Source organism: Clostridium sp. (assembly GCF_051654825.1).
Taxonomy (GTDB): domain Bacteria; phylum Bacillota; class Clostridia; order Clostridiales; family Clostridiaceae; genus Clostridium.
Window position 1 is genome coordinate 1 of sequence record NZ_JBOFYU010000098.1, and the last position, 26,000, is coordinate 26,000.

Genomic DNA, 26,000 nt, shown 5'->3' on the forward strand with positions numbered 1-26,000 from the left:
TACTTTTATCTGTATATGCAGCTAATATCTCTTTATCTTTACTTTTGAATTTTATGTTTAGCGAAGATTTATAATTTGTAGTAGCTACGCCTAGCAATGTTATTGGCATACTTTTTTCTATAAATTCTATACTAATTACGTCTTTTTTTTCTACTTTATAAGTATTTCCTATTATATCACAAATAGTAATATAAAAATTATTATTAATATCTATAAATATATTAGTTGGTCCTAATTTCTCAAATTCTATTCTCATTTCCCTTTCTCCTATAATTACTACTATTATACATATAATACCATAAGTAAATCTAATTAAAAAGATGTAATACTTAAGGATAATAAATATCATAAAAACAAAAAAGTGGGGTTTCCCACTTTTTTATGCTGCTCTATTATCTATAAATGCCGTATACATATCTTTTTTTCTCGCATTTCCAAGAGATTTAGCTAATGAATATGATATAAATCCATCTAAGAAATGATGTAATATAGTTCCTATTACTGTTGCTACTACTACTTCATACATACTAAATCCAAATGGAATAACTACAAGGCCCTCAAGTATCCCATGTATTGGTGCTGTATAAATAGTTGCCTTTTTAAAGTTTCTATTTTTAACTATAATTTTAGCTCCTATAAATCCTACTATTATATGAGTAAATGCCCTCGCTACTACATATAAAGGCATTCCTGATAATAAAAATCCAATTCCTGATCCCACGCCAACAACAACTGCTACTAATGGCGATATAAGCATAGCAATAAACATAGGTACATGCGATGCTACTGTTGCACTAAATGGTCCTACTATTATCTTTAAAAATCCAAATTGTATAGGTATAATTATTGCTAATGCTGTTAATAAAGCTGCAAATACCATTTTCTTTATTCTATTTCTTTGTTCCATTATTTAACCCCCATTCTGTATATACACTAGTATATATAATGTAAATTCATTTGTAAAGCATAATAAAAAAAACTCATCACAATATTTTATTGTGATGAGCTTTTTTATGAAATATATCTTTTAAATGACTTTTTGCCTTCTGATAATCCTTTATTTACAGGGTCAAATATTCCATCATACATTTTATCTACTTTTCTTTTTGATAATATATAAATAATTAAAAATGGACTACATAATAAAAGAACATTTCTAATAGGTCCCATATTCCACTTTGGAATAAAGAAATAAACTAGAAGAACTAAGTAAATATGGAATACATAAATATTCATAGTTCCTTTTCCTATTTTACTATAGAAAACTTTTATACTAGGTGTTAGATTTATAACACATGCACCAAATATAATTGCTGCTATATATAATAAGCTTCTAAAATACATTCCTTGAATTGTAGTTAATCCCGATGAATAGTATGATTGAGAATTATATAAAAACTTATATCCAACTAAATCATTTTTAACCACAACTACTGCACAAATAAAGAAACCTAAAATTATTAAGCTTGATACTGCCTTGTTTAATCCTTGCATCTTTCTTAAATTTTCTTCCTTTGAATAATAACCTAATAAGAAAAATGGTAGGAATGTTATAGTTCTTGATACTGATAATATAGCTTCTCCACCTGGCATCATTCCAATAAGTAGTCCAAAAATAAAGCTAAAAATTAATATTCCCTTTATTTTAACTAAATATTTTAAAGATATTCTCCAGAAGAATAAGCTTAAAAGATACCATAACGTCCAACCTGGATAAAGAATTGAAAACATTACTTCCTTTGTTCCTATATATACTGCTGTATACCAAATCATATTAAAAATTATATAAGGTACTAATAATCCTTTTATTGCTCCCTTTCTTACCTTATTTACATCCTTTGAAAGATATCCAGATATATATACAAATAAAGGCATATGGAATATATAAATAAATATATATACCGACTTTAAAAAATCACTTTGATCTATGTAATATTCAATAACATGGCCAAATACTACACAAAACATTAATAAAACCTTTAAATTGTCTAAAAGAAAATTTCTTTCTCTTTGTTCCTTCTTATATTTCTTCATTAGCTTTAATAAATTCTAATATCTCTTTAGAATCATCTTCCTTTCCGTTAATAATTAAGCTTGTAATATCTGAATGATGCTTTCCCTTTGATACTAATATCTTACCTACACCACCTAATTCATTTAATCTTTCAATAAAACTATATGAATTTTCAATATCAATTAATGGATCCTTATCTCCATGGACACATAAAACTTTAACTCCTTCATTTTCATGAATTAAGTTAACTGGATTTTTTTCTATAAGACTTTCCTCTTCACCTAAATAATTTTCAATTAGCCTTTTAGAATGCTTTGAATTACATTTATCAAAATCTAATACGCCTGATAAAATTACAGCCTTTTTAAATATTGATGGATCAACCTTATATTTTTTTTGCATCTCCTGGTTAAATAACAAATTGGCTGATAATTCTCCTCCAGCAGAAAATCCCATTACAATAACTCCATGTTTAAATGCATCTTCATTATTATTTTTAAAATGTGTAAATGCTGTAAATACATCATTTACTTGTACAGGATACTTAAATAATGGCACTAGCCTATATGCAGGTAAAACTATGTTATATCCAAGTTTATTAAAGTATTTGCCTATGTAACTACACATTCTAGGGCTACCATGCCACCATCCACCACCATGAATAAAATAAATAAGTGGTTTATCATTATTTTTCGCCTTATATATTCTATAATATTGCTTTAAATTTTCTCCATATTTAATATCTGTAAACTCGATATCTCTATCTCTAATTAAGTTTAACTTTATTATATTACTCATTAATGGAATCATCACGATTTTTTCTTGAATCTTATATTTTTCCACGTAAAACTTCCCTCCACAGCCTCATATAACATTAAATCCATATAAAATATACATTATTATATAATAATATCATTAAACAATCTATAAACAAATTAAATTTATATTACTTTTTTATGTACTAGCTTTTTTCTTTAAACATATATTTTATTATACGATTAATTACGGAGGTATAATAATGTTTAATAACCAGTCCACTTTTCCAATGATTCTTTCTCTTTTAGCAGGAATGTCTACTGTTATAGGAGCTTTTATAGTATTTTTTTCTAAATCACAAAACAAAAAGCTTATTACCTTTGCACTTTCTTTTTCTGCAGGAGTTATGATTACAGTTTCCTTTACTGATTTATTTGTTTCAGCAGAAGAAACTCTTTCTAAGCATCATGGAAGTTTTAAGGGTGTAGTATTTACTCTTATTTTTTTATTAATAGGTGCATTAATGGCACTTCTTATAGATAGATTTATCCCTGATGAGCCTAGACAAGTTTCTAGTGAAAGAGGTGAAAAACTTTATCGTGTAGGCTTTGTTTCTATGATTGCTCTTATGATACATAACTTTCCAGAAGGAATTGCTACCTTTGTATCTGGATATGAAAGTACTACCTTAGGAATTTCCATAGCTTTAGCTATAGCACTTCATAATATTCCTGAAGGAATTTCTGTTGCTATGCCCATATATTATTCAACAGGAAGTAAAGCTAAAGCATTTAAATATACTTTTATTTCTGGTCTAGCTGAACCTATTGGCGCCTTTTTAGCCTTCTTATTTTTAAGACCTTTTATAAATGAAGTAATCCTTGCAATAATCTTTGCAATAGTTGCTGGAATAATGCTTTATATTTCCTTTGAAGAATTAATTCCTGCTGCTAGAAAATATGGTTACGATAAACTTTATGTTTTTTCTATATTTCTAGGAATTTGTATAATACCTTTAAGCCATATATTACTAAAATAAAACATTTTTAATTCAATAAATAAGGCATCTAATAAGAATATTATTTCTTATTAGATGCCTTATTATTTGTTAAGTTTTAAAATATATTATCTAATTAACTTATATATATTATTTACTTTGCTTTGCAATTAGGAACTTTGTTTTTATTCCCATATTTGTAAACATTCTTTCATGTTCTGTTTGAACATTTCCTTTGAAATCACTATTATGTAAATCATAAGTTATATATTCTATGTTAAAACCTGATTCCTTAAAGTATTCTAATGATTCTTCAAATAAAGTATCATCATCAGTTTTAAAGTAAATTTCCCCATTAATATCTAAGAATTCCTTATAGCTTTCTAATTGTCTATTATGAGTTAATCTTCTCTTTTTATGTCTTTCCTTTGGCCATGGATTGCAGAAATTAATATAAATTCTACTTATAGAATCTCCCTCACCTAAAATTTCCTTTATTAATCCTATTTCTTGAGCCAGTAGCTTAATATTGTCTAGCTGAACATTTTTTTCATTATATGCTTCTTCAATATTTCTCTTTGCTAAAACTAATACTTCATCTTTAATATCTATAGCTATGTAGTTAGTATCCTTGTTTTCTGATCCATGTACTGCAATAAATGTTCCCTTACCGCATCCAAGCTCTAAATATATCTTATTTTCATTTCCAAAAGCTTCTTTCCACTTTCCTTTATTTTCACTAGGATTTGTAACAAAAAAGTCACATCCCTCTAACTCTGGTCTTGCCCATGGTTTCTTTCTTAATCTCATGCTTATTCACTCCGTTTATTAAGTTTCATAATTATTATACAGATTTATTTCACTTCTATCAAATCTATTTTTAATAAATACATCTATTTTTATTCTTTATAAGCTTAAACACTTAATTTGTGTATTATTTCATTGTATATATTAAAGCTTATTAGTCTTCCTATTTAAATAAAATTATCCTTATATTTTATTCACTATAAATTATACATATTATAAAAAAATAAAAAGCTAAACACCAAGTGTCTAGCTTATATAACTTATTTTTTAGTTACTTTAACTTTTATTATGTCTGCTGAACTATATTTAGAAACTTCATCTGTGTAAGTTTCTAGATTTATTGGATTCTTTTCAGCATCATCTTCTTTAAAGTTAACAAACCCAACTAAAGCAATTTCCTCATCTAGGTTTTTACCTACTTGAGCTACTTCACTTTTAGCATCGTATTTAAGTGGTGCTTCGTTAACCTTAGTCATTTTATATTCTGGTTGCTTTGGATCTGCACTATTTTCTTTGTCTACTTCTGCAATAGAGTAAATAGATTTAACTGCATCCCCTTCATTTTCCTTTGCTATGTTCATAACTATATGAAGTATATCATTTTTTGCTAAAGTTCCAGTTGTATAAGTTGAAATATCCTTTGTTTCAACTAATTGTCCATCTTGGTATTTATCCATGTATAACTTTATATCATACTGTGAATCTTCAGGTAATAAAAGAGATGCTACTGTACTATTAGCTTTTCCGTAATCTGCTGATTCTAATAAAAGTGATACAACTCCTGCAACTTCTTGTTTTGCAACTTTTACATCACCTTCTGGTAATTGAGGGCCTCCCATACATCCTGTTAAGCCTACTGCTAAAGCTAGTGTAGCTATTAATACTGATACCTTTTTTATTTTCATAATATATTCCTCATTTCTCATATGTGTTTAATTTTAAGTATTCTAATTATATCATATTCATACAATACAAAATATATACTTTTTGTAAATTATAAAAATTTAATCTATTTTATTTAGAATGTAAGTAATAATTCTTCTAGCAATTTAACCCTTTCTTCAATATCTACATCTTCCCCTAAAGAAGCTCTCTTGCAAGATGCATTTTGATTTTCTAAATAGGCTGCCTTAGATAATAAAACAGCTAAATTTTCACCTGCTGAAACTAGAAAATCAGCTAAGACTAAAGCTTGCTCAGGGGTATAACATTTATATAAAGCCAATGCTAGTGCAGCACTTAAAGCTAGTGAATCTTCTGGTGATAAATCAAATAATGACATAGTACCCCTCTTTAAAAAATGATATCTATATATAATATCACTTTTTATTAAATTTGTTAAAGATTTATTCACCTTAAAAAATCCTGAAAACTAGTCTAATTATCTATTACTATCCTTATTTATCAAATTTATTTTTTATTTCTAAGTAATTATTATATAAAAATACTGAAAAAGTGCTTCCTTTTCCTTTTTTTGATTTTACCTTAATATATCCACCTTGCTTTGTTATTATTTCATTTGCTAAGTATAATCCAATACCTACTCCCTCTATTTCACTTACTTCTTCTTCTCTATAAAATCTTTTAAAAATATTGTTTATATTTTCTTCTTTAATTCCTATTCCATTATCTATAATATCTATTCTAGTAAACAAATCAAGCCTATCTATTATAATCTGAATTTTATCTCCACTCTTACTGTACTTTACAGCATTTTCTATTATGTTAAAAAAGGCTTCAGTTGTCCATTTTTTATCATGTAATAATTTAATATTAGTATCTCCTTCTACTTCTATATAAACTTCCTTTTTAGTTGCATTTAAATAAACTCCACTTAATGCATTTGCTATTGTTTCACTAATATTTCCATTACTTTTTTTAAGTTCAATAATTCCTGATTCTAACCTTGACATCTTTATTAACCCTTTAACTAGCCAATCTAATTTGTCTACTTGCCACTTCATATATCCTAGAAACTCTCTAGTTTTTTCCTTACTTAATTCCCTTTCCAATATAGTTTCAGTATACATTGAAATATTAGCAATAGGTGTTTTAATTTGATGTGAAATATCACCTATAAGACTTTTTATATTTTGGTTATCTTCTTTATAAATGAGCTTTTTTTCATTTATAGTATAAATTAAGTTTTTAAGTTTACTTTCTATCTTCGATAACATAGTATCATTATTTTCCTCAAAAACTATATTATCTTCTCCAGATATTATTCTGTCTACTATCTCGCAAGTTTTATTACATAATTTTTCTACTTGTTTTCTCATTGAATATATTGAAAACATTGTAGTTATAATAACTACAGATAAAAACACTATTAATATAAATAAAATATTATTAACACTAGAAATTAAATTTGGATTTGTTTTAATAATTTTAAGTTTTTCTATATAAACAAATATAAATGCTATTACAGAAGATAACAAAAGACTTCCTAAATATCCTTTTATACTAAACTCTTTAACATTACTCATTGTTTTCTCCACTCCATGTATATCCTATTCCATATATAGTTTTTATAAACTTTCCTTTAGAATTTGCTCCTTCAATTTTATTTCTTAATCTATTAATATTTACTGTTAATGCATGCTCTTCTATATATTCTGAGTCCTTGTCCCAAATCTCTTCTAAAAGCATTCCCCTACTTAATATCTTTCCTTTAGATATAACTAGTTTTTTTAATATTTTATATTCAGTTGGAGCTAAAACTATTGGTTCACCACCTTTACTAACAGTCATTTTATCAAAGTTAAATGTAAACCCATCTACTTCTAATATTTCTTCACTTATTGTTTCCCTATTATATCTTCTAAATAAAGCTAAAACTCTTTCTCTTAATATATTTAAACTAAATGGCTTAGTTATATAATCGTCTGCTCCTAGTTTAAATCCTGTTATTATATCAAGCTCCATATCAAGAGCCGTTAAAAATAATATTGGCATATTGTATTTTTCTCTTACTTCTTTGCAAAAATCAAAACCACTTCCATCTGGTAAATTTACATCTAGTACAATCATATCAATTTTATTTTTATTAAGTTGTTCTCTCCCATCATTTATATTAAATACTGATATTGTATTAAAGCCATCACATTGAAAATTAAAAGCAATCCCATTGTTTAGTACCTTATCATCTTCCACAATTAAGATATTTTTCATAACCTTTCCCCATTTCCATTATTTTTAATATTATTATAACATTTAAAGACAAGATTTTCCTTTAATTTTAATGATAAATCAATATACTAAATAATTAACCTATCATTTTTTTTGCCCAATTATATAACTTTCCTAATGTTAAGTTTTTTTCCCTTAATTCTAATTCTTTTTTAAACTCCCCTAGTTTTATAATTGGCAATAATAAATTTTTGGTATCTTTATATCCCTCACTTATTCTTCTTTCCTTTGAAATTTGGTCTAAGTTTAAAGTTCCATTTATAGTGCTTTCGTTTAAATTATTAGGTGATATTTCTATAATATGAGTATTCGGGTAAAGAGCCCTATTGATTGAGGCTTCTTTTGATAATAAAACTACTATGATAATATCGCATCCTTCATCATATACAGGCTTTATAGGAGTATTATCTGATACCCCACCATCTATATATTTTTTACCTAATATTTCTGTACATACATATATTCTTGGAAGTGATGAAGATGCAATTATTATTTCTTTTCCAACCTCTTCTTCATGATCATTTATTTTAAAATATCTTGCTTTAAAATCCGGTAACTCTGTGCATGCTGCATAACAAATTTTCTCTCTTCTTTTTACTTCTTTTATATTTAAGTATTTATTTACTACACCTCTTGCACCATCTTTAGTTACAATTCCACTTTCTAATGATTGTGCCATATATTTTTTAGCAAAGTTTATACATTTCCATCCTATTGCAAGTTCAATTCCCTTTTGAATTAATATTCTTTTGCTAACAGGAGCTAATTGCTCCATAGTTATTTCTTTCCAAAGATTTTCTGCCTGATCTATATTATCTTCTGCAAAAAGAACTGCATTAAATGCACCAATAGATGAGCCTGAAAAAACTTCTATATACTTATCTATATTTAGTTCTTTTAATGCTCTCCAAACTCCTAATTCGTAGGCTCCTTTTCCCCCGCCCCCTGATAAAACTAATCCTATTTTCATTTACTAATTCTCCTATTATTAAATCTTCTGCTTAGTTTTTATTCTTTCCACTAAATAATAAAATAAAACAAAAGTAATAATACTTAATAAATTTTTAAGAAACTATATAGGATAACTCTTTAAATTAACTGGTGACTAGCCCTTGCAACACTCTCTACTCTGTAAAGGTGAACTAGCAATGACCCAACCTTGATAATGACTTCTGACATTGATGTGAGGTTAAAACATACCTGATGTTAAAAATTCTGTTTATAAAAAAATAGGAATTAAATCTCTTTAATTCCTACCTTGTTATTTATATATTTTTTATCCTATTCCTCCAAGAGCAATTCCTAAAATAATTACTATGATAGTTGTTATAACAAAACCATACTTAGCAAAATTATAAAAACCATCGCCTAATTTACTTTCAGCTCCTTCATTTATTTCTTTCATTGCTTTTTTCTTATCTATTACATAATAGAATACTATCATTACCAACAGAGCACCTATTGGTGATAAAACTATTGTAATGAAATCAACAAAGCTATTAAATAAATTCATATTTAAATCAAGGGGAATAGATAAAATAAATCCTATTATTGCTATTATTATAGTAGCTTTTTTTCTATCCATATTAAACTGAGTTTTAAATGCTTCTGCTGGTCCTTCAAGCATTGCAATTGAAGAACTTATAGCTGCAAAGAATATACTTAAGAAAAATATAATAGATAAGATATTTCCACCTGGTATAGTTTTAAATATTGTAGGTACTGTAATAAATAATAAAGGTGGACCTGCTGTTGGATCTAATCCACATGCAAATACAGCTGGCATTATAACAAAAGCTGATAATAACGCTGCTAATGTATCAAAAATAGCTGTTGATACTGCTGATTTAGGAATATTAAAGTTTTTCTTTATATAACTTCCATATACAACCATACAACATCCAGTTAATGAAACAGTAAAGAACGCTTGTCCTAAAGCCTCAACCCAAGTTTTTATTTTAAATAAGTATTCCCAGTTTGGCATAAGAAGATATTTAACACCTTCCATTGCTCCTGGTAATGTTAATGATCTAATTGCTAATATTAAAAGCATTATAAACATTGCTGGCATAATAAGCTTATTTATTTTTTCAATTCCCTTAGTTACACCTATGCATACAATTACTAACGTTATAGCTACTGCTATTAAGTTCCAAACTATAGTTTCAGAGCTTCCTGCAAATACATTGAAAAACTCTGGTATATCCATTGAATTAAAGCTTCCTGTTAAGCTTAAAGTAAAGTACTTAATAATCCAACCTACTACTACGTTATAAAACATAAATATACCAAATAAACCTAGTACAGGAATAGTTCCAATTAAAGTTCCACCCTTAAGACCTTTTTCTTTAAATGCCTTTTTAACTCCATATAAGCACCCTTTTCCATTCATTCTTCCAAAAGCAAATTCGGTAATTAAACCAGTTGAACCTAATAAAAGAACAAAAATAAAGTATGGAATTAAAAATACTGCCCCTCCATTTTGCCCCATTCTATAGGGAAACATCCATATATTACCTAATCCTATAGCTGCTCCAATACATGATAAAATAAAACCACTTCTCGATGAAAACTTCTCTTTTTTCTCCATCTAATTACCCCCCTTTTTTCTCACATTATCATTATACCAAGTTTTACCTTTAATAAGTATTATTTTTTCATAAATAATCTATTTTTTTACTATTTAGTATAGTATTTTTACATTTTTTTATCAATTTCATTATTTATTTTTATATTTTTATATTTTCTAAATAAATATAAACTTTTCTATATAATAAAAAAACACTTATACAAATAAACTAAATTACCTGTATAAGTGTTTGAAGTTTTTAATTTAAAATTTTATGCTACATCATCCTTCTTTAACATACGACTTCCAGCAGCTACTGCAACTAATGCAAACATAATTACTTGAGCTGGTGCTATTGGAGCCCCTGTATTTGGAAGCTTTCCATTCTTATCTTCTTCTTTATCATCTGTAGATGGTTGTTCTGGTTTTACTTCTGGTTTAGTATCTATTTCTGGCTTTTCTATTGTAGTATCTTCACCTTGTACTAATAATTCATAATCTAATACTGGAATACCGTTATCCTTCCACTCAGCTTGTATTCCTTCTCTCATAACTTCCATAGTATCAACTACGTTTATAGCATTAGAGAAATCATATGAATCTCCACCTGTTATTAAGAAATCAATAGTTGTAACAGTATAGTATTTTTCCATATCTATTTTAGTTCCATCTTCTAATCTAATTGATGTAACCTTTCCATCTTCATCATACCATACCTTTAATCCAGCAAATTGACCCCATCCAAAGCTTGGAGGGTTAATTCCATGCTCTATTACTTTAACTAAGTCTTTACCCTTAAGTTCTAATGTAACAAGTTGATTATCAAATGGTAATATTTCATACATATCACCAACAGTTACATCACCTTGTTCTAATGGTCTTCTTATTCCACCACCATTAGCAATAGCAATTTGTGTTCCACCTATTTTTCTCATAGCTTCTGCAACAGTTACCCCAAGTGGTGTAAGTCCATTGTTTCTATCATGATCTAAAGCATTTTCTAAATATGCTACCTTTTCAGCAAATAATGGTTCTAAGTCCTTATCCCACTGTGCCATTCTCGCTGCAATTTCTTCATTAACTGGAAGAGTTCCCTCTATTCCTTGGAATATATGTGTATATGGCTCTACGTCTGTTAAGTTATTGTCGCTATCAAAAGTAAATCTTAATCTAGCTAAACCTCTACCATTATATCCACCTTGAACAACTGGAATTTTTCTTCCTTCATTATTCACTACATATCCATCAACAAATTTATGGTTATGTGATGCTATTACAGCATCTACATCACTAGCTTCTCTAGCCATATCTGCTGCTTCCCCTGTAATAGTTCCATCTGCTGCTTCAGTTGCACCAGAATGAGTTAAAGCAACAACTACATCTGCTCCTTCTGCTCTAGCTATAGGTGACCATTTATTTAATGTTTCCACTGGGTCTAAGAAATCTAAATCTTCAACCTTTTCAGCTTTAGTACTTACTGGTGTATCTGTAGTTGCTATACCAATAAATGCTATTTTAACTCCGTTATTTTCTACTATTACATAAGGTTCAACGAAATCAGCTAATTCTTGAGTTTCTTTATATACTATATTTGCAGCAACAAAATCAAATCCACCTTGATTTCTCCATGTAGTAAAATCTTCTCTATCCCAATCAAACTCATGATTACCAACTGCTGAAACTTTAGCTTTAATAGCCTTAATCATTTCATTTACTGGCTCACCCTTAGTAAGATTTGAAATTGCAGTTCCTTGATATGCATCCCCTGCAACAACTGGAACTACACCATAAATATCACTTTCCTTAGATTGATATTTATTAATAACTCCAGCAAGCTTAGCTGCTCCAATGTTTTTACCTGACTCTAAAACATTACCATGGAAATCATTAAAGCTTAATACATCAATAGTTTTTAAAGTTAATGCTTTAAGTTCTTCTAGCTTGTCTACTAATCCTTTTTCTGTTAACTGTCTTGAAACTTCTGTCCAAGTTAAAGGTTCAGCTATTATTCCATAACTTTCTGATGGTTTAATTGTTCCATCATTTATTAGCTTTACAACTTCTGATCTTAACTTTTCATTATATTTAATACCTGTTAACTTCCAGTTATTATCTACTTTTCTTTCTAAAACTCCACCTTTTACATCAACAATGTAACTAGCAATCATATCTCTTACATCTGAAAGTGGATCATTTGTTGATTCATAAATTTTTTCATGTTCTCCATCATCAAATATTGGAGCTAAATTTGAACTATATCTATAATCATTTACTGTTAAATAAACAACATCAGTATCTTCAACTTTTTTATTATCACTAAAAGTTAAGTTTTCTACTCTACTTCCTGCTTGCTTAGAAAGATTTAATTCATAATTTACACCTGTAAGCATATCGTACTTAAATGATGCAAAATCCTTATCAAATGAAATAGTTAAATCCCCTTCTTCAAAGGTATTATAGAACTCTGCAGTCCATTCTATATATTTCTTTATTTGCTTACCAGTTGTCTTTATTGTATATAATTTATTATCAAACTTATAAATGTTAGCTAATCCTGCTTTAGTTATATCTCCAGCTTTTAAATTTGCACTAGATGATAACATAGCAGCTCCTGATACATGGTATTCCTTTGATGCATCAATTCCTAAACTTTCTAAATGCTTTGCACTATAATATAATTGAACTTCATTAATTAAATCAGTTACACCTTGATCACTAACAAATGATTGTGGTATCCCTTTAACTTCATTAGCTTCAGCTAAATCTTCACCAACTAATGTTCCTATAGAGCTTGTAGCATCATTTAATGCTATTTGGTGAGCATTATCTAGTTTAGCATCTAATTCTGCATCTACTGGAGAATTTTTTTCTAAAACTATATGTTCAACACTTCTATTTACAATTTTTGTTCCTTCTTCTGTTTTTTCAACTTCTAATTCAACCTTAGATACAGCTGAACCATTGTTTTTAGGCTGAGTAATTAATACTCCATTAACAATTTCTTCTTTAATAGTTGCATGACTATGCCCTGCAAGAATCATTGCTACCTCAGGGTTTAAATTTGCTATATCAGTAGCACTATCACCATCACCATATTCTGGAGTTAATCCCATATGAGCTGATACTACAAACATATCTGCTTCATTTTTAGATTTTAATTCATCTATTACTTTTCTAACTTCTTCGGCAGGATTTGTTGGATTATATCCTACAAGCTTGTCCGCATCCCATTTAGTAATATGATTAGTTACAACACCAATTACTGCAACTTTTACACCTTCAAATTCTTTAATTACATATGGCTTAAATACTCTTTCACCATCTTTATAAAGATTTGCACATAACACTGATGTTTTATCATTTTCTACTTGTGATACTATTGTATTTAAAACATCCATTCCATAGTTAAACTCATGATTACCTAATGCAAATGCATCATATCCAATTTCTTTTAAACCAAGAGCAATAGGGTTCATATTTTCTGATAAATATTCTTTAGTTAAAAATAAATGATTGTAATTTCCTTGAATTGTATCCCCATTATCTAATAATATAACATTATTATTATTTTTTCTTTCTTCTTTAACTACTGCTGCTATTTGATTTAATCCTCCAGCAGCTTCACTTGTAGTTGCATACTCAAAGTTTTTAAACTTACCGTGTAAATCAGTAGTTCCTAAAACTTCAATTTTTACATTTTCTACTGATGTATCATCAGCTAAAGCCTTATCATTTTCTACTTCTAAAATTATTTCTTTTTCTTCCTTTTCATTATTCACAGCATTAACTGTCTTTGCTGGAGTTACTAATCCAACAGTTAAAGTTAAAGCTACTAACATAGAAAGGAGTTTTCTACTCTTTTTTATCATTTTGTCCCCCTTAGATTATAGATGTAACAGCCCAAACATCCAGTTTTTTCTTTATTCTCTAATCTTACACTATACGAACAAAAAGTTCAATATATTTTTTATAATTCGTGTATATAACTTTTTATTGTTCGTATTTTATATTTATAAATAAGAGTAGTCCCTAAAGACTACTCTAAAATTTACTCTTCTTCTTTTAAGACTAAGTTTAATATTAATGCTACTATAGTACCTGTTGATATTCCTGATGCAAATATCATCTTTAATGATTCAGGTAATTGTGAAATAAAGTCTGGTCTAAATGTTATCCCTAACCCTAATCCTATAGATGTGGCTATAATTAATAAATTACGGTTATTAATTTTAACCTTACTTAAAGTTTTAATTCCAGCTGCTGCAACTGTTCCAAACATAACTATTCCAACTCCACCTAATACTGGTTGAGGCATTATATTTATTATTGCTGCAAATTTAGGGAATAACCCTAAAATTATTAATAATATTCCCGCCATTACTGCAACATAACGACTTGCTACCTTTGTAAGAGGTATTAATCCTACATTTTGACTAAATGATGTATTTGGGAATGCTCCTAAAGCTCCTGCTGCTATGCTTCCAACTCCATCTGCTAAAACTCCTGCTCCCATTCTTTTCTTTTCCATTTCTACTCCTGAAACTTCTCCTACAGCCTTTAAGCATCCAACCGTTTCTATTGTTGTAACAAAATATGCTGGTATAAATGCTAATAAAGCTTTAAAATCGAATGTAACTCCATATTCAAAAATTTTAGGGAAAGAAATCCATGATGCTTGTCCGACACTTGTAAAATCAACCATCCCAAGTGGAATACAAACTATATATCCAACAACCATTCCTATAAGAATAGATGCACTACTTACAATACCTTTTCCATATCTATTTAATAATAAAGTAATCGTCATTACAAACATTGCTATTGAAATATTTTTTAAACTACCATAATCAGCTGCTCCTACTCCTCCAGCAGCCCAATCCATCGATACAGGTAATAATGTTAATCCTATTAAACATACTACTGTTCCTGTTACTAAAGGTGGAAATAGCTTCATTAATGGTTTGATAAAGTAACTTAAAATTATTTCTAAAAATGCGCCTAAAATCGTTGCTCCAATAATTCCTGGTAATCCTAATACTGAACCTACTGAAATTGATGGTGCTACAAATGTAAAATCTGTTCCCTGAATACAAGCTACTCTTGATCCTACTTTTCCTATTCCCTTTGCTTGTATTATTGTAGCAATACCAGCAGTTAAAATTGATGCACTTAATACTGCTGTAGAGGTTTTGGCATCAAAGCCTAATGCCCCTGATATTACTATTGGAACTACTATTATTCCCCCAAAAGCTGCAAATATATGCTGAAGCCCTAATAATAGCTTAGTTATAAAAGATGGATTATCATCTATTCCATAATTTAATTTTATTAACCCCTCTTCACTATGTACAAATTCTGTCTTTCCTTCTGTCATTTTTAATTCCATTATTTTACCCTCCATTGAAAATAAAAAAACACCTCAAAGTTAATTTGAGGTGTTGAGTCTTCAATAAATAAATAATAAACTTTTGTTATTATCCAGAAATTATAAAACACAAAACCTCGTAGTCTGCCTATTTACGGTGGGCAGGTAGAAACTTTCGGACCATATTTCCGATAAATATACGAGATGTTTAAAGATTATATTCGTATAATAACATACATTATATAATGTTTGCAAGTATATCTTTCACATTTATTTAAATATTGTTATTTTTGTTTATTTATTCTAGGTTTATCTTTAAGTATTTTAAATTTTATCCTAACGCTACATCAAGAACCATCATAACTATGAATCCTAAGATTAATCCTATAGTTGTTAAGCTCTTATTTTCTAAAGATGCCTCTGGTAATAATTCCGCTCCTACTACAGCTATCATTGCACCTGCTGAAAAAGCAAGTAAAAATGGTAATATACTCCTTACTGTAAGTGCTGCTATAACACCTAATACACCAGCTATCGGTTCAACTAATCCTGATGCTTGACCATATAAAAAACTTCTTCCTCTTGATATTCCTTCCCTTCTTAAAGGAAGTGACACTGCTGCCCCCTCTGGAAAATTTTGAAGACCTATTCCAAGAGCCAATGTCATTGCAGCTATTATTGTAGATCCTGGTATTCCAACTGCAACACCACCAAATGCAACACCAACAGCTAGCCCTTCTGGAATATTATGAAGAGTTACAGCTGTAACTAGTAAAATACTCTTTTTGCATTTCTTAAATACAGGAATCTTATCTTCACATTCCTTATTTTTCTTAACGTCATCTTTCTTTGTAATTACTCCATAAGAATATTTGTCCATCATTTTATCAGCTAAAATTACAAATACTCCTCCTGCTAAAAAACCTAGTGCTGGAATAACAAATCCATTGTAGCCTAAGTTTTCACAAAGCTCAATGGCAGGGCTTAAAAGTGACCAAAAGCTTGCTGCCACCATAACCCCAGCTCCAAAACCTAACATACAATTTAGTACCTTTCTATTAACTTCCTTAAAAAAGAAAACTAAAGACGCTCCTAATGCTGTAACTGCCCATGTAAATATTGTCGCTAGTAATCCTTGTAATACTGGAGATAATCCCATAAACCACTCCACTTTTATTATCCTCCTTAGTAACTTATATATACTTCTAATCTATTACATCATTTGCTTTTATGTGACATGATTTTACGTTTTTGAAATAAAAAAAGGATAATCTTATATAGATTATCCTTTAAAACACTATTATTAATTTACATCTTCTTTATTTCCTGATAGTTCGTTATCAGGAAATGCTTTTTTATAAAATATAACAAAGCAAGTTATTGTAGTTAACGCTGCAACTACATCTGCCACAGGTTCTGCCATTAACACACCCATTAATTTATTTTCAAAGAATATAGGAAGAATAAATATTAACGGTATTAATAAAATTATCTTTCTTAATATTGCTAATAATAAAGATATCTTTGCTTGTCCTAATGCTAAGAATGTTTGTTGGCAAGCTATTTGAGCTCCAAACATAAATATTCCAGCAAAGTATATTCTTATACTCCATGAAGTTATTTCAACAAGCTCTGGCTTATTATTAAATATATTTACAAATACTTCTGGGAATACCATAAGAGATCCCCACATAACAAAACTATATGTTAAACAGCTAAGAAGTAAAAGCTTAAATGTCTTTTTAACTCTATCGTAGTTTTTTGCTCCATAATTATAGCTTACTATAGGTTGTGACCCTTGAGTTAATCCCAATAATGGAAGCATAACTATTTGCATAACACTACTCATTATAGTCATAGCACCAACAGCTAAGTCTCCACCATACATTAAAAGTTTGTTATTTAATGAAATTAAAACTAAACTCTCTGTTGCTTGCATTATAAATGGTGAAATTCCTAATGCAACTATTGAACCTACTATCTTAATATTTGGTACTAAGTATTTCTTTCTTATTTTTATAATACTCTTTTTACCAAATAGGAATACTAATACCCATATTGCTGATACTACTTGAGCTAATACCGTTGCTAACGCGGCTCCCTTAACTCCCATATTAAATCCAAAAATTAATATTGGATCTAATACTATATTAATAACAGCTCCTACCATAACAGTAACCATTCCGATTTTAGCAAATCCTTGTGTATTTATAAAAGGATTCATTCCTAATGCTATTTGAACAAATATAGTTCCTATTAGATATATAGTTAAATAATCTAATGCAAATCCTATAGTTGCTTCACTAGCACCAAAAGCCCAAAGAATTGGCTCTTTAAATATTAAAAATCCAACTGTTAATGCAACACCTAGTCCTATTAACATTGTAAAACTATTACTTAGGATTTTTTCTGCTCCCTTTTTATCATTTTCGCCCATTTTTATCGCTGCTAGTGGAGCTCCCCCCATACCTATTAAGGCACTTACAGCTGAAACTATCATAATAATAGGAAAAGCAACTCCAACTCCTGCCATAGCTAAATCTCCATCTGGAATTCTTCCTATGAATATTCTATCTACTATGTTATAAAGCACATTGACTATTTGTGCAATAATAGCAGGTAATGCTAATTTAAACAGTAACTTTCCTACTGAGTCTTTTCCTAAGTCTGTTGTGTTTTTCGACATTGCTTCATCTCCTTAAGAATTTATACATAATTCAATATTGTATTAAATTTTACATATATCTATTCTACACTAAATTTAAATTTAAATGAATATTTAATAATAAACATTTTGTTAATATTTATTATGGTTATTTAGTCTAATATTAACAAAAAAATTAGCTATACTAAGAAGCATAGCTAAGGCTTTAAACTATATATTTTTTATTTTGGCTTAAAGCTAATTGTGTTTTATCACAAGCTACTAAAAAGTTGAAAATCTCTTCTGTATCTAAGGTAGATTGTCCAATAAATCCATGTCTTTTATCAATTCTCTTATCTGTATGAAAATCTGATCCTGCAGTATATATTAACCCTTTTTCCAAGGCTATTTTCTTAAAATATAATGTATCTACTTCTTCATTTTTAAAATACTTTGCTTCTATTCCGTCTATATCCAAGTTTATTATTTCTCTAAATATCTCATATTTTATCTTTATAGGATGAGCTAAAATAACAGTTGCTCCAAAATACCTAAAAAACTCTATTCCTGTTTGCACGTCCACCCTATTTCTTATAATATCTTTTGTAACAGATATTTTGTCTCCCATTAGCGCCTTAAGTCCTTCTATATTATGCTTTTTAATTAATCTTATTCCTTCTTTAAATATATCCTCCTTATAATTTTCATTTATAAAATAACCTAGCAAATGAACTTTTTCGCCCTTTAGCCTTACAGATAACTCAATTCCTGGTAAAATCTTTATTCCATGTTTTTCACCAGCCATTATAGCTTCTTCTATTCCATTAACTGAATTATGATCTGTAATTGCAATAATATCTAAGCCTTTTTCCTTTGCCATAGCTACTACTTCACTTGGAGAGTAATCTCCATCTGAAATAGTTGTATGCATATGAAAATCACCTTTTGTGTACATATATGTCCTCTCAAAATATTGTTTCTACATATTATGCTATAAATTTACTATTGATACTTTAATTTAGTGAAGATTTAAGGACTTAACTCTTCCCTATTAACTCAATTAAACCTTATGTCCACTTCTTCCTGCTTTATAGCTTTTTAAGAACAATTGGAAGTCTTCCTTTATTATTTCAGCTTCCTTTGTTTCACCTATTAATTTCATAACTTCCATAGCAGCTTCTATTGTACATAAAGTTCCTTCTTTAACGCCTCTTCTTATATCAAAGCTTGATGACTCTTCTATATTTAAAGATATTAATGGTAACTTATTTAAATATGGACTTTTTCTTATTATCTTTTTTGTTTCCTGCCATGTACCATCTATTAGGATTGCTATTATTTCTTTATTTTCTTCTATTAAATCATCAGTATTTATTACTCTTTTTATATCTTCTTCATTTAAAGCTGGGAAAACTAAATATGATTTATATTTATCATTATTTAAATATTCTTCTAGATCTTTAGACATACTTGTTCTTTCCCATTTAATAATTTCTGTATTATTATTAATTAGCTTTAATAACCTAGCTGTATTAGACGGTCTTTTTATTTCTTTTTCTGTTGATAATATTATAAATTTTATCTTTCCTTTTACCTTATTTATATCATTGCAAATACAATTAAATAAAGGTAATGCACAAAATTCACAGCTTTCACTTATACTTGTTATCTTCTTCAATTTATCACCTATCGTTTCTACATTAATTTCTTTTAAAACTTACAAATCTATTCCCTTGAAATTCTAATATTCCTTTATCGCCCTCAGAAAGCATTCCATAATCATTGCCCTTTATTGTTAGCTCTACTCTTTCACCATTAGTAAATTCAAAGGTAGCATAATAAGATGTAGATGTTGTTACATGACTACCAAATTCACCGTTGCTATGATTATGCTGATTTGTTCTACTTCTCTTTCCCTTTACAATAGCTTCAACTGGAATTATTGGCTTTTTTCTAGTAGAAATTTCATTATATATATTATAAATAATAACACCAAAAAACATTATGAAAAAAATAAAAAAGAATACTGGCATAATATCAAACATAAACATCCTAAATCCCCCTAAATATCTAACTCTTTCTTATATTAATATTCTAAATCACTTTATTTTAAACTTCAATATTTTATTCAGTTACTAAAATTTAATTTTTTTATTGAACTACATTCTAAAAATTATGTGTTTTTCTATTATTTTAAAGTTCTTTATAAATTTAAATTCTCTTAAGTTATGAAAATAAAGAAAACACTTAAGGTGTTTCTTCCTTAAGTGTCTCTTTAATAATATTATTTTTATTTATATTTATATATTTTTATAATAATTAGTTTTTGCTTGTTCTTACGTTTAATGATACTGGTTTTGATTCCTTATCATTTGAGTATTTAGCTACTACTTTGAATCCATAAATTGAATTTGCTCTTAATCCATCTACAGTTACTTCAGTAGTTCCAGCAGCTACTCTTGTAAATTCTTTACCATCTTTAAAGATTACATATTCAACTAATCCTGCTGGTGTTGAAGGTGCATCCCAAGTTAAGTTAACTGAATCAGCTGTTGCAGTTCCTGATAAGTTTTGAACCTTATTTACAACTATTTCAACAGGTCTTTCATCTTCAGTAACATTAACATTTTTAGAAGCTAATTCAAAGTCGTGAACATTTCCTTCACCATCTCCAAGTCTACTTACTGTTACTGCTAAAGTTTCATCAGTAGCCTTAGCTTTTGGAGTTAAGTTAACCTTAGCTATTTCTTCTCCATTAACTATTGCAGCTCCTAATGATGAAGCAATTATTTTGATTTCTCCATCTTTAACTTTTTGTCCAGTTACAAATAATCCTGGTTTTGCAGCTGATACATGGTTAAAATCAAATACTTCTGGATTATAAGTGAATGTGAATTCAGCAGCATAAAGCTCTAATCCTTCTTTAATGTCATTTACACCTATTGTAGTATCAAATGCTGTATTTACCTTTATTTCTTCTGGTGTAGTTATTGCTGTATTACCATTTACAACTACTTCACCTTCTCCTGGATTTCCAACAGTTATAGCAATTACATTTGAAGAAACTGTTTTTCCATCAACTGTTACATTTACAGAAACGTTAGCTCTTCCTTCAGCTACTCCTGTCATTTTTCCATCAAGGACTGAAACTACTTCTGGATTTGAAACAACATATTCTACTGTTGCACCACTTAAGTCAGCAACTTTACCATTGTTCATTACTCCATTAGTATGAACTGAAACTTCTTGACCAACTTCTAAGTTATTGATCATTGTATTGAAGTTAACATAATTTAATTCTGCATTTGTAATACTCTTATCTATTTCAGTTACATAAATATTATCTAGGATTAATTCCTTATATCCTTGACCCTTATCTATTGATAAGTAGTAATCATCTACGTTACCAGTTGTAAATTCTTCTGTAACTGATTTAGCAATAGCACTTGTAGTAAGTGGAATACTTACTAATGTTCCATTAGTTTTTGACTTAATGTTTACAGTATAACCTGGAGCCTCATCAGCTAATGAATATAAGAATCCTAATTCATAAGTTTTATTCTTTTCTAATTTAAATGTTGATACATCAGTAATTAACATTTGACCTTGCTCAGTTGGCTCTTGATTTGTTTTTAATGAGAATCTTCCATCAAGAACCCAGTTCATTCTTTGATTAGCATCTATAGATATATCTTTTTCTGCTAAGTGAGTTCTATTTGAATGTCCTCTTCCTGGTGCTAAGAAGAATGGTGTAACACCTTCATCTACATTTTCGAAATCTTCATAGAATACATATCCATCTCTATTTGTATGTCCTGGATGTTCCCAAATTCTAAAGTCATCTACAAATACCTTTGAACCTGAATTACCTTCAGCAACTTCAAATACTATGTCAGCAGTTTTAACTCCAGCTGGAACTGTAAATTCTACTTCCATTCTTGTAAATGTATCATCAATCCATTTAACCCCTTCACCTTGTCTTCTTTCAGCTGATGAAGTTATAACATTTTGTATTTCAACATTACCTGAATTAACTTTTAATGAAACATTTCTCTTATTATCATTTTTAACCCAAGCAGATACTGAATAAGTTTTTCCTGGAACAAGTTCATCTATAGTTTGAGTTAATTTAGCGTCCTTATCTCCAATTTCTACTACATCATTACCTTTTCTCTTATTTACATTTTCATTAATTATATTAATGTGATCTGTATTTTCTGAGCTTGATGATTTAGTCCAGTAATCCCAAGTTTGTGAATCGAATCCTGGATCTTGAATTTGTGCTCCATAACCCCAATCAGTAATTCTTGATTCTTCTACTTCTCCCTTAGTTACTATATATGGAGTATCCTTTTTAACTTCTAAGTTTACTTTTCCATCTACTACTTGTACATCCTTAACAAATGTTCTTCCTAAGTCACTTAGTTCATAAACCTTAACTGTGCTTAAGTTATTCCATCCTTCTGGTAATGTCCATTCTGAAGTAGTTCCTAATGGATTCCAGTGGTATATCTTATCACTATTAGCTTCATCAACTGGGTTCCAAGGTAAGAATAATGATGTTTTACCTATTCCTGTTGATCCTATTGAGCTTTCTGGAGTAGTAGCAACTAATCTATCATTTTTATAGTAATTGATGTCTGTTCCTTCTCTTGATGCTCTTAATCCATCTTCAAATAATACTTCATTATCGCTCATTTTTGTAATTGGGAAGTGTTGCATATATTTAGTTGGTAATACTTGGTTGTAGAATACATCTACTCCAAATTCTCCTTCTATATCATGTCTTGTTCCCCATCCACCTGATAATAAATGTTTATTACCTTTTACTAGTGGGTCCGCTAAGAATGAATCTTGAGTATCATTCTTTATAAATCTCATTATCTTACTTGCATTACCTTTATTTGGATATGCAGGATCTCCTCCCCAGTGAGTCCATACAGCTTGTTGTTCTAATGGTCCATTCATTTCCGTTCCAAGAGTATATCCTAATGAATTAATCTTATCTGCTAATTGTTTAGCATTCCATCCATTACCTGTATAAACGTCAACATATACCCATCCTAAATCTGGAGCATCTGATTTAAGCATATCTAATCTTCTAAATAATTCACCGGTTGTAATATCAGCTCTTTGATCAACATAGTAAGCTTGGTCAACCCATCCCCATCCTGGAGCTCCTTCGTTTACAGTACCATTTTGTGGATATTGGAATGCATCCATTGTATATTCAGTTGCATTAACGTGAACACCAATTTGAGTATTGTATTTCTTTCCTTCTTCAATTAAAGTATTGAAATCTTCCTTACCACCTTGTCTTATACCAATATGTCCGCCGTAGTCAGGAATTGAATCATCATGTCCTTCTGATTGATATCCTTTATGAAGAACCATTTGTCCAAAGTTGTCTGTGTAGTTAGATAACTTTTTAACTGTATCTAATGATCTTAAGAATGGTTGTTGTGTAAATCCTATATTAAAATCAATTCTTGATAAATTGTTTTTAATATCTTCTCCACCCTTAGAAACTATCATATTTTCTCTATATTGCTTAGCAGCATCTTGCCAATCAACTTGTCCATCTTCATTATCATCTTTTGTAACGATAACTTCTGACCAAGGCATTTCTTCTTGGAATAATTTTTCACCTAAATCAGTGTTTTGTTGAAGAATTTCTCTATACGTCCAAGCACCATTTGAAAGTGAAGCTTTTTTGAAGTTTGTATTATCTTCTAAAGTATCATTTTCAGTAGTTAATACTATTCTATTTCCACCCTCAACTGTATTATTATTAATAGTTACTGCAAATTTATCATCATTAATAAATGCGTAAGTTTTTCCTTTAGCTCCTGATCTTAATCCTGCAACATCTGTAAAATCTTCATTTATATTGTTCCAATCTCCAGTAGTTAATACTGATGCAGTTTTTCCTCCATCTAAGCTACTTACTGAAGCTAAGCTATGGTTAGGGAAGTTTAATGTTTGAAGTTTAACTTCGCCTTCTTGAATATCTGTAACTTCCATTCTTAATTTATTAGCATTTACAGTCATTTTTAAAGTAATAGTCATTCCTATTTCTTTAAAGTTTAAAGTATATATTCCTTCGTTGTTTTGGAAGCTGCTAGTTACTTCTGGAATATATTTATCTCCATTTACTTCAACTAGATATTGTGATTCGAAATCATCTACTGGAGCTCCTTTTAATATATCTTCACTTCCAGTCCATTCATATCTTACTACAGTTGGGAATCTATTATCTAAAACAACCTTCATTACATCTGATTGAATAGTTTGTTCTTCTAATGGACCAACTTCTGGTGCCGTAAGACCACCTAATTCTTGAACCATAACATTATCTAAAGTTACATTTTTACTTCCAAACCATCCTGATAAACCTATTTTTCCTGAAACATCTGGTAAGTTAGGTACAGCAATTTGACCTATCTTTTCTCCATCAATCCATAAAGTTACGTTAGTATCTTCTACTTTTACCTTCATTCTATAAGTTTGGTCTGCTTCTAAAGCAAATGATCCTGGGAATCCACCGTATTTTCCATCTCCAGTTTTCCATACCCATGCGTTATTATCATAGCAAAGAGCTCCCCATTCAGTGTCAGAAGCATATCTAAATAATAAACCTATTCTTCCTGAATCGCTATTTACTGTAAAATCTGTTTCATATATAAAATCTTTAACGTCCGGTGACTTCATATCAACAGCTGTAGCTACTCCATTCATAGGTACTGTTACTGCACCATTTTGAAGTGTTGGAGTTCCTGAACCTTGAACTAGTTGCCAATCACCACTTGTTTCTTCTGTTTCAAAATCTGCTTCATAATATTTTAAATCTGAAGATACTGTTACATGAGCTACAGCCTTTATATCAGTTCCTTCGATTGTTCCTTCTACATCAAATTTCCCTGGTTTTGAATAGCTTTCCTTTGAAATATAATTCCATGCTACTTCTTTTATCCCTGACATACCATCTTCATAATTTACTGTTACAGTTGATGGTAAATTTGGTTTTACTCTTGGGAAAGTTTCTAGGTTTACTTCATTTATAGAAACTACTGCACCGTGATCTACTGCAATTGGTGCATATTTTATATAATCATATTTAGTAGTTTTTGAAGCTCCCCATCCTCTATATCCAACTTTACCAGCTTGAAGAGGAATTATATCTGTTTCTTCATCAAATATTTTATCAAACTCTCCATCATTAACTGATACATGAACTGTTAAATGTTTTTCTTGGAATCTAGCTTTTACAACTACTACATCACCAGCGTTTAATACAGGTCCTGAAATATCCTTCCATTCACTTGCATTTTCTATAACCCATCCGCCTTTAGCATTGTAATTAATCATAGCATAGTTACTTGTTGTTGCTCTAAATATAATCCCTGTTTGATCTCCACCAACAATAAACTTACTTTCTAATTCACCGTTTTTTATTTCAGGTGATTGATCTTCCATTATTCTACAGTCACCACTATTAGTAAATGATAAGTATCCATCAGATACACTTGGTGAAGCTGAACCTCTTAAGCTAGTCCATGTAATCCCTTCTGGTCTATCATAATTTTGAATATATGGTTTTACATCTTCATCACTATTAGATATAGTTTCTACTGCTGCATCTTGGCTTACTACTTCAAC

Annotated in this window: 20 protein-coding genes and 1 riboswitch; of the genes, 1 reads left to right on the plus strand and 19 read right to left on the minus strand. The window is 29.3% G+C overall.

Translation table 11 applies throughout. From position 1 onward, the window contains the following. From ACRDBA_RS05800 to ACRDBA_RS05815, 4 genes are all read right to left on the minus strand, one after another. Positions 1-256: hypothetical protein (locus ACRDBA_RS05800; RefSeq protein ID WP_438571980.1), on the minus strand; the 256-nt coding region annotated here is incomplete at its 3' end. A gap of 123 nt (positions 257-379) precedes the next feature. Next, complete coding sequence (locus ACRDBA_RS05805) at positions 380-907, minus strand: ECF transporter S component (RefSeq protein WP_438571981.1); 528 nt, start codon at positions 905-907, stop codon at positions 380-382. 104 nt (positions 908-1,011) lie between these two features. Next, on the minus strand, positions 1,012-2,034 hold the full coding sequence (locus ACRDBA_RS05810; RefSeq protein ID WP_438571982.1) for an acyltransferase family protein: 1,023 nt from the start codon (positions 2,032-2,034) through the stop codon (positions 1,012-1,014). Then, a complete protein-coding gene (locus ACRDBA_RS05815) occupies positions 2,021-2,857 on the minus strand; it encodes an alpha/beta hydrolase (RefSeq protein WP_438571983.1) in 837 nt (278 codons plus the stop codon). Before ACRDBA_RS05815 ends, ACRDBA_RS05810 begins: the two co-directional genes overlap by 14 nt. Before the next feature lie 175 nt (positions 2,858-3,032). Between ACRDBA_RS05815 and zupT the strand changes: the two genes are divergently transcribed. Continuing rightward, complete coding sequence (gene zupT, locus ACRDBA_RS05820; RefSeq protein ID WP_438571984.1) at positions 3,033-3,809, plus strand: zinc transporter ZupT; 777 nt, start codon at positions 3,033-3,035, stop codon at positions 3,807-3,809. A 108-nt stretch (positions 3,810-3,917) separates the two neighbouring features. Here zupT and trmB read toward each other — a convergent pair whose 3' ends face one another. The 15 genes from trmB to ACRDBA_RS05895 all read right to left on the minus strand — a co-directional run. After that, positions 3,918-4,577: a tRNA (guanosine(46)-N7)-methyltransferase TrmB gene (gene trmB / locus ACRDBA_RS05825; RefSeq protein WP_438571985.1), complete on the minus strand. Its 660-nt coding sequence runs from the start codon at positions 4,575-4,577 to the stop codon at positions 3,918-3,920. Positions 4,578-4,834: 257 nt separating this feature from the next. Then, the gene (locus ACRDBA_RS05830) at positions 4,835-5,479 is read right to left on the minus strand and encodes a hypothetical protein (protein ID WP_438571986.1); all 645 of its coding nucleotides are present in this window, start codon (positions 5,477-5,479) and stop codon (positions 4,835-4,837) included. 113 nt (positions 5,480-5,592) lie between these two features. After that, positions 5,593-5,856: a hypothetical protein gene (locus tag ACRDBA_RS05835; RefSeq protein WP_438571987.1), complete on the minus strand. Its 264-nt coding sequence runs from the start codon at positions 5,854-5,856 to the stop codon at positions 5,593-5,595. Positions 5,857-5,971: 115 nt separating this feature from the next. After that, the gene (locus ACRDBA_RS05840) at positions 5,972-7,060 is read right to left on the minus strand and encodes a sensor histidine kinase (protein WP_438571988.1); all 1,089 of its coding nucleotides are present in this window, start codon (positions 7,058-7,060) and stop codon (positions 5,972-5,974) included. After that, on the minus strand, positions 7,053-7,745 hold the full coding sequence (locus ACRDBA_RS05845) for a response regulator transcription factor (RefSeq protein ID WP_438571989.1): 693 nt from the start codon (positions 7,743-7,745) through the stop codon (positions 7,053-7,055). Before ACRDBA_RS05845 ends, ACRDBA_RS05840 begins: the two co-directional genes overlap by 8 nt. Before the next feature lie 94 nt (positions 7,746-7,839). After that, complete coding sequence (locus tag ACRDBA_RS05850) at positions 7,840-8,733, minus strand: patatin-like phospholipase family protein (RefSeq protein ID WP_438571990.1); 894 nt, start codon at positions 8,731-8,733, stop codon at positions 7,840-7,842. Between the two features lie 306 nt (positions 8,734-9,039). Then, complete coding sequence (locus ACRDBA_RS05855; protein ID WP_438571991.1) at positions 9,040-10,353, minus strand: sodium-dependent transporter; 1,314 nt, start codon at positions 10,351-10,353, stop codon at positions 9,040-9,042. A 251-nt stretch (positions 10,354-10,604) separates the two neighbouring features. Beyond that, complete coding sequence (locus ACRDBA_RS05860; RefSeq protein WP_438571992.1) at positions 10,605-14,201, minus strand: 5'-nucleotidase C-terminal domain-containing protein; 3,597 nt, start codon at positions 14,199-14,201, stop codon at positions 10,605-10,607. Between the two features lie 179 nt (positions 14,202-14,380). Continuing rightward, a complete protein-coding gene (locus ACRDBA_RS05865) occupies positions 14,381-15,706 on the minus strand; it encodes a nucleobase:cation symporter-2 family protein (protein WP_438571999.1) in 1,326 nt (441 codons plus the stop codon). Positions 15,707-15,817: 111 nt separating this feature from the next. After that, positions 15,818-15,920: riboswitch (purine riboswitch) on the minus strand. Between the two features lie 108 nt (positions 15,921-16,028). Continuing rightward, the gene (locus tag ACRDBA_RS05870; RefSeq protein WP_438571993.1) at positions 16,029-16,868 is read right to left on the minus strand and encodes a ZIP family metal transporter; all 840 of its coding nucleotides are present in this window, start codon (positions 16,866-16,868) and stop codon (positions 16,029-16,031) included. 132 nt (positions 16,869-17,000) lie between these two features. Beyond that, positions 17,001-18,383, minus strand: a complete 1,383-nt coding sequence (locus ACRDBA_RS05875) for an MATE family efflux transporter (protein ID WP_438571994.1) — start codon at positions 18,381-18,383, stop codon at positions 17,001-17,003. A 184-nt stretch (positions 18,384-18,567) separates the two neighbouring features. After that, positions 18,568-19,296 carry a PHP domain-containing protein gene (locus ACRDBA_RS05880; protein WP_438571995.1) on the minus strand — a complete coding sequence of 243 codons (729 nt, stop codon included), beginning with the start codon at positions 19,294-19,296 and terminating at the stop codon, positions 18,568-18,570. A 105-nt stretch (positions 19,297-19,401) separates the two neighbouring features. Continuing rightward, positions 19,402-20,019: a tRNA-uridine aminocarboxypropyltransferase gene (locus tag ACRDBA_RS05885; protein WP_438571996.1), complete on the minus strand. Its 618-nt coding sequence runs from the start codon at positions 20,017-20,019 to the stop codon at positions 19,402-19,404. Between the two features lie 22 nt (positions 20,020-20,041). Then, positions 20,042-20,392 (minus strand): DUF2500 domain-containing protein, encoded by a 351-nt coding sequence (locus ACRDBA_RS05890; protein WP_438571997.1) that lies wholly within the window; start codon positions 20,390-20,392, stop codon positions 20,042-20,044. Positions 20,393-20,660: 268 nt separating this feature from the next. After that, on the minus strand, positions 20,661-26,000 hold a 5,340-nt coding region (locus tag ACRDBA_RS05895), incomplete at its 5' end, for an endo-alpha-N-acetylgalactosaminidase family protein (protein WP_438571998.1).